Here is a 14,547-nt window from a genome sequence, read left to right on the forward strand (position 1 = left end):
GCAGGGGGACAGGCTGCTGCCGTGAGCGTCAGCCGAACGGGAGCAGGGGGAAATCACAATATTCTCTCTTGGAAATTGGATAATTTATTTTTTGGAAGTCCCTAGACTAAAACCAGAATTTTAACTTGATATGTTTGGTAATTAATCAAGATGTTGTGAGGCTGAATATCTTGATGAATGATATGATTTTGATGTAATAGAGCTAAACTTCTGGCTAATTGCAGAGCTATGTTGATGACTATCTGACTTGATTATGTATTATATTATGGTTAATTTTGTAGATAGATTTTGAGTATTTGCTAAATTATTCTTCCGTGAACATATAATTTAACTAAAGTTAATATTTTTGTGAGTGTATACTTTACGCTAAAGTATAATTTTGTTTCAAAATAGCTATTTTTATTGGCAATACTACCTTAATGCTTGCAAACAAGATGTGTAGGCAAATATGATGTAGTTCAATAAGTATGTCTTGTCAACTTTAGAACAAATAGTAGATTAATTGGCTTTGATTACACAATTAGAAAACTTAACATTGGCGAAGTACGGTTTATCACTGCACACAACTACACCCCAACTAGGTTTAGCCATTAGTAATTTCGCTGGCAATACTCGTTTTCAGATTTGGGATTTAGGGCGTGATTTATCTAGTTATGTACATCAATATTTAATAGAATTCATCAAACCACAAACATGGCAAGATTTGGCATTTGTGGCGGTGGCTAAGGGGCCTGGAGGCTTTACGGGAACTCGAATTGGGTTGGTTCTGGCTCGCACATTGGGGCAACAATTAGATATTCCGGTGTTGGGGGTGTCTACTTTAGCAGCAGTGGCTTGGTCTTATGGTAGCAAACATCAGGAAGGTAGAGCGATCGCCGTAGAAATGCCAGCCCAACGGGGACAGGTTTTTGGCGCGATTTATCAAGTTGCTTCCCAGAATTCCGGCTTAATCAATTTATTACCTGATACGGTGTTGACACCAGAAGCATGGCAAGAAACCCTTGCTAACTGGGAAACTGACTATCAGCTTGTTACAGCTAAATCTGGGTTAGCAGCCACGGTGACGAGTATTTTACAACTAGCTCATTTTGATTGGCAACTAGGACAGCGTCCTCATTGGTCAGAAACTTTACCTTACTACGGTCAGCATCCAGTAGTTTAACGTAGCCAGATATTTTATCAGTAATTATACTAAATTTAGCAAATTTTTGTATAATTATATGCCATCGTAATTTATTTTAGGTTAGTTTATAAATTCCTACGTCAGTTCAAAATCAAGATGTTCCATAATTGACAACTATGCAAAATACAGGAATTTATAAACACATTCAGCGCAGCAATCGCAATCTTTTGGCTGTCAACGTCTGTTTAGTCTTATCTGTGATTGCTATAGCTGGGATGAATAGGCGATATTTATACAACTTCTTCTTTGGGCCTTTTCCTATAGATAATCAGACACTTTTATCCAACACCACACCAGACGGTAGATTACAGTATTTCTTCAAAATTCGTGGTAGTGAATCTTTAAATACTGGTGTTCAGGAAGTAGAAAGAGAGGTGAGTAAATCTACAGGACAGACTAAAAGCGAGACAGTCAAAGCACATTATTTGGCTTTAGTGATTGAACAAAAATTACTCCTAGTTAAAACACCTAATGCTAACGATTCTAAGGAATTTACTGGTGCATTGATAACTTTACCAAATGATGCTCGTGAAAAAATTGTCAATGAAGCCGAAGCCGAATTTCCGGCTTTGCGTGGCGTTTTTCTACCTTTAATGCTGGATGCTACGAATTTTCGGAACTCTGGATATATAGGACTAGGTGTAGGAATTCCTCTTTTCCTGTTGGGAGTGTGGAATTTATTTAACGTAGTTAAAAGGAAAGAGAACATAGAGAATCATCCGATCATGAATGATTTAAAAAGGTTTGGTTCTCCTAATGATGTAGCATTTAAAATAGATTCTGAATTACAGATAGCAGGTGATAAATCTACTATTGGGCCTGCTCAAATTACACCTTCTTGGATACTAAGGTCTCATTTCTTTGGGTTAGAAATACTCAATTTAAATGAGATTGTTTGGATATATAAAAGCGTGACTACTCATTATAAATACTTTATTCCCGTCGGTAAAACTTATTCCGTCGTTATCTATAATCGTCAAGGAAGACTATTGGAAATTCCCTGTAAAGAGCAAGAAGTCAATAGTATTATTGAACAAGTTATTACCTATGTACCGTGGGTTGTAGCGGGATATAGTCAGGAGTTAAAAGATGTGTGGCAGAAAAATTTCTCTCAAATGATTGAGTTTGTTGATATGAAGCGGCAAGAAATTAGTAATTAGCTATAATTTAGGGTTTGTAGTGGGAACTTTAGTTCTCTTTACGAGACTCTCTGCGAACAAATCAGGACTAAAGTCCTTACTACGAACTAGAGTCAAGTTGTTCTAATTAGACTGCTATTAAATGTTAGCATTACTATCATTTTCTGGATTGACTGTTTCCTCTTCTTGTGTTGCTGAATTAATCTTGTTTGTCTGCGGTATCTGGATATTTTCTGGCATTTGTTGCTGTTTTTCGTCTGTTTTTTCTTGAACAACTTGAGTAGAATATATTTCTACATCTCGTTGAATGATATCTTCTACTTGACTGGCAAAAGTGTTAAATGCCTGCTCATGGTTGGGATATTGATGATAAATTCCTGCTAGTTGAGAAAATTGCCAGCCTTGGGTTTTTAAAGATTCAACTGTGCGACGATAATGCCGCCAACGTTCTCCGTAATGAAAGAATTCTTCCACAGCCGCACTAATTGCGACTACTTGACTTAAACCAAAAGTTGACCAAACGATAATTTCTTTGAGGGGAAAATTTTTATTATTTCCTAGAGAGGGATTATTAATACTATTGATACTCACCAAAGCAGGAAGAATTATGCCGCCAATAATGGTGGTGATTCTTAATTTATAGTAGCGATCGCGTGCTTGATTAGCTTTACCTTCCATCCAGAGGATTTGATCTAACCAGCGCGATCGCAAAAAATGTCTCTGCTCATCACGCAGTTTAATAATTTCAAATAACTGATTAAAATCTTGCTTTAAAAATTCCTGGTAAGTATCCTTTTGCTTCGCCATTTTTCATTTTGAGGTAGACAGCACACTCTTCATTATTGCGGCTAAACTCTCAAATCCTGTTGTGGAATCAAATAAATTAACGTAGTGTATCATACCAGATTTAGCTAGTTCCGTAGCTCTAGAATCTGTCTTTTCTCCATGTAAGGCACGGATGATCATATCTGCGGTTCTACCACTACCACCCACCACAATCACTAATCTTTTTGCCTTCACATTCTGGTAAGCATCCTCAAAAGTAATCTCACCACCATTGATCAATATAGTGAGAGAAGGTGCGTCATTAGCCAAAACAGTTGCCAATTGAGCTAACCAGGGAGATTCATCCCCCCAATTATCACCAGGAACCAACACAAAATAATTGTGGTTTGGTTCTAGAGGCGTAGCATCAGCAGATGGTTCTAAACAATCGGGTAAAGCAACTTTACTTGCAGGTGCAACACCCACTAAAGCAAATTTTCCTCCGATTTGGGTACGTGCTTTACCCATGAGGCGCATGACTCCCGCATCAGTACCCCCATCGACAACATAAACACCCAAATTTTCGGCAATAGGAGCTAAAATTTCCCGAAACAACCGTTGGATTTGCAGGAAATCTGCTTCACTCATCCTGCTTGCACCCCCTACAACTACTAGCGAAGGACGAGCCATCGGCAAACCCATTGCGGCGACAGCTTGGGGTAAATCTGTGATTTGTTGTACATAAATAGCAGATGCTATTTGCCCATTTTTAAAGCTTAATTGTAAAGGTTTTTCCATAGCCCTTGTTTGTCAAGAAACATCAGGAATTAATTCCTGAGTGCCAGCTTGAACCCCAGTTACTATTCCCTAATGAATGGTAGTGTATGTATTGAAACTGTGTCATCAATTGGTTCATGACTGCTGCTGTTCTGTTAGAAAACGTCTACAAATTTTACAATCAAGTTCCTGTAGTTAATGATTTATCTTTCACCATCAAACCAGGAGAAATCTTCGCGCTCCTCGGCCCCAACGGTGCCGGAAAATCCACCACAATTAGGATGTTGACGACATTAACAAAACCGTCCCAAGGCCGGGTAGAGGTGGCTGGGTATGATGTGGTGCGTCAACCCATGCAAGCTAAACAAAATATTGGTGTAGTATTACAGTCAATCAGTGTGGATGGACAGTTAACTGTCTGGGAAAATCTGGAGTTGTACGCTAGATTACGCCATATTGCTAATCCCCAAAGACAGCGATTAATTAATCAATGGTTGGAGTATGTAGAACTAGCAAATAGACGGGATAGTTTGGTAAAAACCCTGTCTGGAGGAATGAAACGAAGATTACAGATAGCGAGAGCTTTGTTACATCAACCACAAATTTTATTTTTAGATGAACCCACAGTAGGACTCGACCCCCAAACTAGGCGGCGACTGTGGGAGATGATTCGAGATTTAAATAAGCAGGGGATGACAATATTACTGACAACTCATTATATGGATGAGGTCGAGTTTCTCTGTGATGCTTTTGGCTCTAATCAACCCGGACGTATCGGCATTATGGATGGAGGTAAACTGATTTCTTTAGGCACGTTACAACAGTTGCGTTCGGTTCACGGTGAAGGTTTGGTGATGAAGCAATTGGATGTTAGCGCATCTGGAGCAGATAGTGCGCGGCGTTGGGAATATTTATTTTTCCCTTCTCTTGCAGAAGCCAATACTTATTTAAATCAACAGACAAATAAGACGGGAATGATGGTGCGTCCTTCTAATTTAGAAGATATTTTTGTTGAACTCACAGGACGACAATTAGAGTGATTTAACCGCCTAATTCTTGTAACATCGCTTCCACTCTGGCTACTCCATCAGCGTCATTGCGTCGCCGATACAAGTCACGCGCTTTTTGCAATACACTGCTGGCTTGTTTGGTTTGTCGGCGTTGTTTGTACATGAGAGCCATAAATTCATAGGTTTGAGCATAGTTTTTATCTATACTAAGTGCTTGCTCAAAAGCCCAATTAGCGGCTGTAAAGTCTCCCATGCGGGATTGGGTCACACCTAAGCCTATGTAAGCGTTGATATGATTGCGGTTGAGTTGGATGGCGCGGCGGTAGGCTTCCTTAGCTCCAGCAGTATCACCCATATTGCCTTTGATGTAACCGACAGCGTAGTAAAAATCGCTGTTGTTGGAGTCGATGGCGATCGCACGACGGTATGCTCCTAATGCTGCTTGAAAATTTCCTTGTTGAGCGTAGAGATAACCTATACCAGAGTGGATTTTAGCATTGCGATTATCTATGGCGGCGGCTCGTTGATAAACTGCGATCGCGCCATTGTAATCCCCAGAATCCACCAGCCGCTTTCCTTCCTCTAAAAGCTGCTTTAATTCTGCTCTATTAGCTTGCACAACCAAAGTTTGCGCCTGTGCTACAGATGGCATACTCCAAGCACTACATCCTAACAATAAAATTCCCACTATAAGTGATATGCGTTTGTACACAGTAAAATCCCCTAAATTATGGTGAACTTTTTTCTTGTTCATTAAAACAAAAATTTTACTTTTTGAAAACTGTATTTGTCTACCTTCATAAAATATTAATAATCAGTATATTACTTAGCAATTACATCTGTCAAAGTCTAGAAATTATACGTAGCTCAATCATAAATATTTGACGATGAAATATACTGTATAAATCAATTCAAAGCTCAAATTAAATCTGCTTTAATCAGTTATATTTTATTGGGGATAAATAAAAGCGAAATCAGCTATCAAGTTTGTCACACCACTGTTCTAGCAAAATCAACTGCTATACTAGCATCGGGGGATTACTCAAGGATATATCAAATTTCTCTGGCGATCGTTTCCAAATTTCTCATAATTTTGTTGCTATTTTTTAGTTAAAATCCACCCCTACAGTAGACAGTAACGAAAATAACAGTGTGTGTTATAGAAAACACTGATGGTAATAATACATAGATGCAAACCAATATCCCATATATGAGGATTTAATGATGATTCTAACTACCACTGATGTGATTCAAGGCGGAGTAATTGACGCATACTTAGGTATTGTGACGGCAGAAGTAGTTTATGGCAGTAATTTTCTGCGGGATTTTTTAGCTAGTATTCGAGATGTTATTGGTGGACGCACTGGTAGTTATGAACGCCTATTTGAGCAAGGACAAAAAAAAGCCATAGAAGAATTAGGACAACGAGCCTCGCGTTTAGGTGCTAATGCTGTTATTGGCATTGAAATTGACACAGGTACGATTAATGTTGATCAATCAGGAGTTTTATTACTGATTACTGCCACAGGCACGGCGGTAAAATTACGTTAGTTGAGGCCTTTTTGTCTGAATTGCTTTTAGTAGAGTTGCTCGTATTCGTCTGCTACACAAATTATCATAGCCAAAATTCCCGGCTAAAAAAGTCGGGGATTTGAACGATCAGCAACCTGTCAGAAGCAATTGTTTGGAGTAGTAATTCCTGACTACTAAAGAGATTTAAATTTGCTTATATTAGTTAACACAGCTGCATTTACCCCCATACATTTGCTAACCAAGCAGTAAATTATGTGTGAATAACGCCAACTTTAAAATAGGATATTTTAAATATTTATCTCTGAAGTTATACTTTTAATTTTCTTGTGCTGTTACCCATATACTAGCATTTTTTACCCAATCATGAATAAGATACCTGCCAAACAATCTGCATTAGATTAAGTACAACAGGGTAAATAATTAAAGGTTTGTAGTAAGAACTTTAGTTCTTAGAAAAGGACTAAAGTCCTTACTACGAACTAAATCCTAGTATTTTACATTGCTTAATATATTTGGGTTTCTTCTCGTTGTTCTACTGACAAGCAAAAAACAAAAATGATCATGAAAATAGTAGGCAAGCACTAGAGCAATTAAAAATTATCAATAATAAACCTTATTTATGGAAATAAACATAATTGTTTGTTACTACTGGCGATAGAGCTAATAACTCTTTCTGCTGATAGATATTAAAAATAAAGATTCACCATTTAATTTTAAACGTAAGCAATAAAAATAACTAACTTGAAAATACTTTGCTCAATAAAACAGCAAGGGAGAATGTAGATTATGTCATACATAAATCGCGTAGGTGATGATGTTGTTCAGCCTGAGCCTGGAGTCATAGCCAGTAGAGTCGGTGAATATCATGATCGTGTGCGCTGGGGGCCGATTATTTCAGGTGTGTTGGTGGCTTTAGCTACACAGTTAATATTGAGTTCTTTATTTGCAGCTATTGGAGCCGGTACAATTGCAGGTTCGGGTGCGCCAAGAAGCATCACCCCCGGAGTTGCTAACAATATAGGGATTTGGTCAACTATTGCTTTATTAATTTCTCTATTTGTGGGGGTTGGGTGACAAGTCGCGCTTGTGGCCCCATGAACCGTAATACAGCCCTCCTCAACGGCGCAATTTTGTGGGCGACTACTTTGGCTTTGAGTTCTTGGCTACTAGCAAGTGGCGTATCTGGTGCTTTTGGTGTTGCGGCGAGCAATGCTGGAGCAGTTATCAATCAGGTACAACAGCCTGGAGGTGCATCTTTACCCCAAAACGTTCCTCAATTAACCCCTGAACAAGCTCGCGATATTGCTTCTGCTACTTCTAAAGCTTTGTGGTGGTTTGTTCTTGGTTCTTTGTTAGGTTTAGCCGCAGCTTTGATGGGTGCAGCTTTGGGAGTTCGTAGTCCGCGAACCAATGGCTATCATCACACTTAATAATTCAATACAAACAACCTATATCTATACTCGTTACTTAGTGATAGCTAATAACGAGTTTTTGTTATAGGCTAATCAGCATTTAAGCTGTATAAAACCAGGGCTAAAGCCCTTACTACAAGCGAATCAGTGTGGAAAAATGAATGACGATTAGCTTACTTCTTTAAAGTCATGGCTCGAAATATTACCACTTTAAATAAGCAGATTCTAAACCTTCTTCCCTTCTTACCTTCCCATCTTTTTCAAACCAAGCAATTACTTGTTGTGTGGTTAAATCTTCAATCGCCACACCATATTCTTGAGCAATGTGTTTTAAGAGTTTCAAAGAAGAAATTGTCAGGCGAGTTAAAAATTTTTCTGGCGATGATAGCAGGGCTGCGTCTACTTTCTCGGACTCTTCTAAGCTGAGAAATTGAGTTGATGGTTGTTGTGATGGTAAATCCATAGAACAATTCAAAATTCAAAATTCAAAATTAAGAAACCAAACCGTAGTAGGTGTAAGAGCTTAAAAGTTCATTTTGGGTGATATTAGCCAGTAATTGGTAAAACGCTTTACCAATAAGTTGGGATGGATGACCTAAACTAGCTGTGAAAACTGATTTGCATATTTGATTTTTTAGCTTCTCCACCTAAAAGTTACATTATTGTCATTGTCAACACAAGCTAAAAACTGTCTCCTCTTCTCCCCTGCTTATTTACGGGCTTGCACTAGATAGCCGCAACGATGTTCGCCGTTGATTAACCAATGAGTACGCTCAACTGTACAGTCTGGGAGAACAGCCGCAAACATTTCTAGTTCATGGCCACACACACTGGGGAATGACTCCGCCACATTAGAAATTGCACAATTGTGTTCCATGAAAATAAACCTTTGCTCCTCTCTGGGGTGAGGAGAATTTACAGGGTGATATTCTGCCATGAAACCTTCAGCTTTTCGCAGTTCAACTAAATTCGCCACCCGTTCTGCGAGTGAACCGTTACCGACGCGATCGCGATATTCTTGGGCTTTGCGTTCCCATTGTTTTTGTAAGATGGTCTTAAATTGGTCTTGTCCCACCGTTTCCGCTAAAGTATCAAGGAGCGAAACGGCAAAATCACCGTGGCGATCGCTAGCTGATTTATGCAGGCGTTCCCTTCCCTGGCGACTTAACTCATAAACGTGTTGCGGTCGCCCCATCCCGGCTTGTACCGTATTTGAATAGACAATCAACTCCTCCATCTCCAAATCTTTGAGATGACGACGAATCGCTTGGGGGCTGACATCCAAAATTTCCGCCAAGTCAAGGGCTGTGGCTTGGGAATGCTTCAGGAGATACTCTAGGATCTCTTGCTTAGTTGAGGACTGTTGAGTAGTCGCCATCTTAGTCCAAAAAATTTTTTGAGAAAATTTGACTTTGACAACATTGTTGTTGTTAATCTAGCGTAAAATGAAATTACATTAAACAACAGGATTGTTGTTTTAGTCTATATCTATATTGTAACAGCCGTTTAACTACTCAGTTAGACAAGATGGGAAGCAACCCAGCTTCACCCGTCTCCATCCTTAAAGAGAACCACTACTTCCTGAACATAAGAGACCACTAGCGATGAGTGCTACTGTCAAAACCTTAGTCAACCAGCCCTACAAGTACGGTTTCGTCACTGACATTGAAACCGACACGATTCCGCGTGGACTAAACGAGGACGTAATTCGCCTGATCTCCGCAAAGAAGAATGAACCGGAGTTCATGTTGGAATTTCGTCTCAGAGCTTACCGCCAGTGGCTAAAAATGACCGAGCCGACATGGCCAAGCGTCACCTATCCACCTATCGATTATCAAGATATCATCTATTATTCCGCACCTAAGCAAAAGAAAGAAAAACTCAACAGCTTAGAGGAAGTAGATCCCACCCTCTTAGAAACTTTCGAGAAATTGGGTATTCCCCTATCTGAGCAGAAGCGATTGGCAAACGTCGCTGTAGACGCGATTTTTGACAGCGTTTCCGTGGCTACCACCTTCAAAGAAAAACTCGCTAAAGACGGCGTAATTTTCTGCTCAATTTCTGAAGCATTGCGGGAACACCCAGAACTGATCAAAAAATATCTGGGTAGCGTTGTCCCCATTGCTGATAACTATTTTGCCGCCCTGAATGCGGCAGTATTTAGTGACGGTTCTTTTGTCTATATTCCTAAAGGCGTAAAATGCCCAATGGAACTGTCTACCTACTTCCGCATCAACTCCGGTGATACAGGGCAATTTGAACGGACTTTGATTGTGGCTGAAGAAGGTAGCTATGTTTCCTATTTGGAAGGTTGCACCGCGCCGATGTATGACAGCAACCAATTACACGCGGCTGTAGTGGAACTTGTCGCCCTGGATAACGCGGAAATTAAATACTCTACCGTCCAAAACTGGTACGCCGGTGATGCTAACGGTAAAGGCGGAATTTACAACTTCGTTACCAAACGCGGTTTGTGTCAAGGTGTCAACTCCAAAATTTCCTGGACACAGGTAGAAACTGGTTCAGCGATTACTTGGAAGTATCCTAGCTGTGTATTAGTTGGGGATAACTCTGTCGGTGAATTCTACTCGGTGGCGTTAACTAACAATATGCAGCAAGCCGACACCGGCACAAAGATGATTCACATCGGCAAAAATACCCGCAGCACCATTATTTCTAAGGGTATTTCCGCAGGTAAGTCTAGTAATAGTTACCGGGGTTTGGTGAAAATTAATCCCAAAGCTGAAGGGGCGCGGAATTATTCTCAGTGCGACTCGATGCTGATTGGGGATAATGCTCACGCGAATACTTTCCCTTATATTCAAGTGCTGAATAATACTGGCAAGGTGGAGCATGAAGCTTCTACTTCCAAAATTGGGGAAGATCAGTTATTTTACTTTGCTCAACGGGGAATTTCGGCAGAAGACGCGATTTCGATGATGATTAGCGGCTTCTGTAAGGATGTGTTTAATCAGCTACCTATGGAATTTGCGGTAGAAGCTGATAAGTTGTTGAGCCTGAAACTAGAAGGTAGCGTGGGTTAAGGCTTGTAGTATACCAAAAGGTGCTGACGCACCTACTACGAACCAAAAAATTAAGAGAGAGAGAACATGATTGTTGAAAATAGTGATGTGATTTTGTCGGTTAAGGATTTAACGGCTGAGGTTGATGGTACGCCGATCCTCAAGGGTGTGAATTTGGAAGTGCGCGCTGGCGAAATTCACGCGATTATGGGGCCGAATGGTTCTGGTAAGAGTACCTTCTCTAAGGTGTTGTCGGGACATCCGGCTTATACCGTGACTGGTGGTGAGGTGATTTTCCAAGGACAGAATTTGCTGGAGTTAGAGCCAGAGGAACGGGCGAGGGCTGGTGTATTTTTGGCGTTCCAATATCCTTTGGAAATTCCTGGTGTAAGTAATTTGGATTTCTTGCGGGTAGCTTATAACTCTCGGCGCAAGGCTCAAGGTTTGGAAGAGTTAGACGCTTTCGATTTTGATGATTTGATTGAGGAAAAGTTGGAAGTGGTGAAGATGAATCCCGCTTTCCTCGAACGTAGTGTGAATGAAGGTTTCTCTGGTGGGGAGAAAAAGCGTAACGAAATTTTGCAGATGGCTTTGTTAGAGCCGAAATTGGCGATTTTGGATGAGACAGATTCGGGTTTAGATATTGACGCGCTGAAAATTGTGGCACATGGGGTGAATCAACTCACTAGCCCAGAAAATGCCACGATTATGATTACCCACTACCAAAGATTACTTGATTATATTGTGCCTGACTTTGTCCATGTGATGGCGCGGGGACAAATTATCACCAGTGGCGGTAAGGAATTAGCCCTGGAATTAGAATCCCGTGGTTATGATTGGCTATTGGAAGAAACTGCGGTTGGGGTGGGTGTGTAATGACAAATCAAGTTTCTCCTAGTGCAGTTCCTAACTCGGATGTGGCGAGTTTGACATCTACTTTGTTGGATAGAGACGCTGAGTTAGTGGCTTTGTTAAATCAGGTGACTGTACCAGCTTCTACAGGGTGGTTACAGGAAATCAGAGAACGTGCTGCAAATTGGGTACGTCATTCTACTATTCCTACTACCCGTGAGGAAGAATGGCGGTTTACTGATTTGTCGGAGTTACGCCGAGTCAAATTCCAAACATTGCAAGCAACCTCTCCTGACATCAGCGCATTCACGCTATCAGAATCTAGCAATAGCCGCTTGGTGTTTGTCAATGGTATTTACGCACCAGAGTTATCAGCAGTTATAGATTTACCGACTGGTGTAGTGGTTGGTAATTTAAATGCGTTACCTGTAACTGAACAGGAACGGGTACAAAAACATTTAGCCCAAGCTGAGGGCGCGTTAGAGGTATTTACTGCACTCAATACTGCGGGTATATCTGATGTCGCCGTTGTGTTGGTGGCGAAAAACGTCATCGTGGAAACGCCAATACATCTATTATTTGTCTCCGTGGCTGGGGAAACAGCAACTATTGCTCAACCCCGATGTTTGGTAGTAGCCGAAAGTGGTTCACAGGTGAACTTCATTGAAGATTTTGTGAATACCACAGGGGAAACTGGGGTTTACCTCACCAACGCTGTTACGGAAATTGTCATTGCAGATAACGCTCATGTAACTCACACTAGAGTAGAAAGAGATAGTCAACAGGCTTTCCACATCGGGAAAACTGCTGTGACTCAAGCCCGTTATAGCCGTTATACTTGTCACGCCATTAGTTTAGGTGCAAAGTTATCCCGACATAATTTAGAAATTTTGCAAACTGGTGAGCAAACCGAAACTACTCTCAACGGTTTGACCATGATAGCAGGCAATCAAGTAGCGGATACCCACAGCGCGATCGCACTCAATCATCCCTATGGTACAAGTAAACAATTACATAAATGTATTGTCGGCGATCGCGCTCACGCAGTCTTCAACGGTAAAGTTTTCGTACCCAAACCAGCACAGCTAACCGACGCAGCCCAGTTAAACCGCAACTTGCTGCTATCATCGAAAGCTAGAGTTGACACCAAACCCCAACTAGAAATCACCGCCGATAACGTCAAATGCGCCCACGGTGCAACAGTTAGCCAACTAGAAGATGATGAAATATTCTATCTGCAAAGTCGGGGTATTGATGCCAACGACTCGCGCAAGTTATTAGTTAACGCCTTCGCCGCCGAAATCATCAATCAAATTCCAGTCGCCTCCTTAAGAGACTCATTGTTAAACACAGTCAGAAGTAGTGCTGAGTGATGAGTGATGAGTGCTGAGTGCTGAGTGCTGAGTGCTGAGTGAGAAGAGAAAGTAATGAGTTCTTAGCTAATGACTAATGACTAATGACTAATGACTAATGACTGTTGACTAATGACTATTGACTAATGACTATTGACTAACAACCAATGACTTATACTCCTACCAAAACCCTAGCTGATAAAGTCCGCGCTGATTTCCCGATATTGCATCAGGAAATCAACGATAAACCCCTGGTTTATTTAGACAATGCGGCGACATCGCAAAAACCCTTGTTCGTTTTAAATGCACTCAGGGATTATTACGAACAATATAACGCCAACGTGCATCGGGGAGCGCATACCCTCAGTGCAAAAGCTACCGATGCTTATGAAGGCGCACGGGATAAAATAGCGAAATTTATTAATGCAGCTTCCCGTCAAGAAATTGTCTACACCCGCAACGCCAGCGAAGCCATTAACTTGGTAGCTTATAGCTGGGGAATGAACAATTTACAAGCTGGGGACGAAATTATTCTGTCGGTAATGGAACACCACAGTAACATTGTGCCTTGGCAATTTGTGGCGCAAAAAACTGGTGCAGTTCTCAAATTTGTAGAATTAACACCAGAAGAAACCTTTGATTTAGAACAGTTTAAACAACTGATTTCCGAAAAAACTAAATTAGTTTCTATAGTTCATGTTTCTAATACATTGGGTTGTATAAACCCAGTGGCAGAGATTGCGAAAATTGCTCACAGATACGGCGCGAAATTCTTAGTTGATGCTTGTCAAAGTGTTCCCCATATGCCTGTCGATGTCCAAGAAATCGACTGTGATTGGTTGGTAGCATCTGGGCATAAAATGTGTGCTACCACAGGCATAGGTTTCTTGTATGGTAAGTTGGAATTACTAGAAGCAATGCCACCGTTTTTCGGTGGTGGTGAAATGATTGCGGAAGTCTATTTAGATCATTCCACCTATGCCGAATTACCCCATAAATTTGAAGCAGGAACGCCTGCAATTGGAGAAGCGATCGCTCTCGGTGCAGCCATAGATTATCTTACTAACATAGGTATGGATAAAATCCACGCCTATGAAGCAGAATTAACCGCTTATTTGTTCCAAGAATTAGCTAAAATTCCCCAAGTTAGAATCTACGGGACAAAACCTGATGCGAAAGGTGAAGGTAGAGCCGCTTTAGCAGCATTTACCGTTGAAGGTATCCACGCCAACGACTTATCTACATTATTAGATCAAGAAGGCGTAGCTATTCGTTCTGGACACCATTGTACACAACCATTACACCGTCATTTAGGTTTACCAGCCACCGCACGAGTCAGTTTATCTTTCTACAATACCCGTGAGGAAATTGATGTGTTCATCAAAGCACTTAAGGAAACCATCGACTTTTTTGCTGGTATCTTCGGTTAATTTAGGGTGGGCATTGCCCACCTTTTGATTTTTATTTTTTATACGCAGCCATAAAGGAGTTTCCAGGTACT

General features: G+C 40.8%; 14 protein-coding genes and 1 pseudogene. 9 read left to right on the forward strand and 6 right to left on the reverse strand.

The window, feature by feature from the left end; translation table 11 throughout:
* Positions 1–101: 101 nt before the first annotated feature.
* A complete protein-coding gene (locus tag CV014_RS30690) occupies positions 102–242 on the reverse strand; it encodes a protein kinase domain-containing protein (protein WP_442946925.1) in 141 nt (46 codons plus the stop codon).
* 266 nt (positions 243–508) lie between these two features.
* Here CV014_RS30690 and tsaB point away from each other — a divergent pair, with 266 nt between their 5' ends.
* Together tsaB and CV014_RS19340 are read left to right on the forward strand one after the other, a co-directional pair.
* Positions 509–1,162, forward strand: coding sequence for a tRNA (adenosine(37)-N6)-threonylcarbamoyltransferase complex dimerization subunit type 1 TsaB (gene tsaB / locus CV014_RS19335; RefSeq protein ID WP_236143537.1), 654 nt, complete (start codon positions 509–511; stop codon positions 1,160–1,162).
* Between the two features lie 137 nt (positions 1,163–1,299).
* Positions 1,300–2,343: a DUF6709 family protein gene (locus tag CV014_RS19340; protein ID WP_236143512.1), complete on the forward strand. Its 1,044-nt coding sequence runs from the start codon at positions 1,300–1,302 to the stop codon at positions 2,341–2,343.
* Positions 2,344–2,460: 117 nt separating this feature from the next.
* Here CV014_RS19340 and CV014_RS19345 read toward each other — a convergent pair whose 3' ends face one another.
* Together CV014_RS19345 and CV014_RS19350 are read right to left on the reverse strand one after the other, a co-directional pair.
* Entirely contained in the window at positions 2,461–3,129 is a 669-nt protein-coding gene (locus CV014_RS19345; protein ID WP_236143513.1) for a DUF4231 domain-containing protein, read from the reverse strand.
* Positions 3,130–3,132: 3 nt separating this feature from the next.
* On the reverse strand, positions 3,133–3,885 hold the full coding sequence (locus tag CV014_RS19350) for a hypothetical protein (protein WP_236143514.1): 753 nt from the start codon (positions 3,883–3,885) through the stop codon (positions 3,133–3,135).
* A 116-nt stretch (positions 3,886–4,001) separates the two neighbouring features.
* Between CV014_RS19350 and CV014_RS19355 the strand changes: the two genes are divergently transcribed.
* Entirely contained in the window at positions 4,002–4,904 is a 903-nt protein-coding gene (locus CV014_RS19355; RefSeq protein ID WP_236143515.1) for an ABC transporter ATP-binding protein, read from the forward strand.
* 1 nt (position 4,905) lies between these two features.
* Here the strand turns inward: CV014_RS19355 and CV014_RS19360 are convergent, their stop codons facing one another.
* Complete coding sequence (locus CV014_RS19360; RefSeq protein WP_236143516.1) at positions 4,906–5,586, reverse strand: tetratricopeptide repeat protein; 681 nt, start codon at positions 5,584–5,586, stop codon at positions 4,906–4,908.
* Between the two features lie 512 nt (positions 5,587–6,098).
* Here CV014_RS19360 and CV014_RS19365 point away from each other — a divergent pair.
* Positions 6,099–6,425, forward strand: coding sequence for a YbjQ family protein (locus CV014_RS19365; RefSeq protein WP_103140736.1), 327 nt, complete (start codon positions 6,099–6,101; stop codon positions 6,423–6,425).
* 768 nt (positions 6,426–7,193) lie between these two features.
* A pseudogene (locus CV014_RS19370) lies at positions 7,194–7,837 on the forward strand (hypothetical protein).
* Positions 7,838–8,021: 184 nt separating this feature from the next.
* On the opposite strand, the gene CV014_RS19375 reads toward CV014_RS19370, so the two are convergent.
* Together CV014_RS19375 and sufR are read right to left on the reverse strand one after the other, a co-directional pair.
* Positions 8,022–8,282: a hypothetical protein gene (locus CV014_RS19375; RefSeq protein ID WP_236143517.1), complete on the reverse strand. Its 261-nt coding sequence runs from the start codon at positions 8,280–8,282 to the stop codon at positions 8,022–8,024.
* Positions 8,283–8,528: 246 nt separating this feature from the next.
* Positions 8,529–9,197, reverse strand: a complete 669-nt coding sequence (sufR, locus tag CV014_RS19380) for an iron-sulfur cluster biosynthesis transcriptional regulator SufR (RefSeq protein WP_236143518.1) — start codon at positions 9,195–9,197, stop codon at positions 8,529–8,531.
* 226 nt (positions 9,198–9,423) lie between these two features.
* Between sufR and sufB the strand changes: the two genes are divergently transcribed.
* The 4 genes from sufB (at position 9,424) to CV014_RS19400 (ending at position 14,476) form a co-directional block, all read left to right on the forward strand.
* A complete protein-coding gene (gene sufB, locus CV014_RS19385) occupies positions 9,424–10,863 on the forward strand; it encodes a Fe-S cluster assembly protein SufB (RefSeq protein WP_236143519.1) in 1,440 nt (479 codons plus the stop codon).
* A 66-nt stretch (positions 10,864–10,929) separates the two neighbouring features.
* Positions 10,930–11,718, forward strand: a complete 789-nt coding sequence (sufC, locus tag CV014_RS19390) for a Fe-S cluster assembly ATPase SufC (RefSeq protein WP_236143520.1) — start codon at positions 10,930–10,932, stop codon at positions 11,716–11,718.
* Entirely contained in the window at positions 11,718–13,067 is a 1,350-nt protein-coding gene (gene sufD / locus CV014_RS19395; RefSeq protein WP_236143521.1) for a Fe-S cluster assembly protein SufD, read from the forward strand. Before sufC ends, sufD begins: the two co-directional genes overlap by 1 nt.
* Before the next feature lie 146 nt (positions 13,068–13,213).
* On the forward strand, positions 13,214–14,476 hold the full coding sequence (locus CV014_RS19400) for a cysteine desulfurase (protein ID WP_236143522.1): 1,263 nt from the start codon (positions 13,214–13,216) through the stop codon (positions 14,474–14,476).
* The last annotated feature ends 71 nt before the right edge of the window (positions 14,477–14,547 follow it).

The sequence above is a fragment of the Nostoc sp. CMAA1605 genome (assembly GCF_021596505.1).
In the GTDB taxonomy this organism is placed as follows: domain Bacteria; phylum Cyanobacteriota; class Cyanobacteriia; order Cyanobacteriales; family Nostocaceae; genus Trichormus.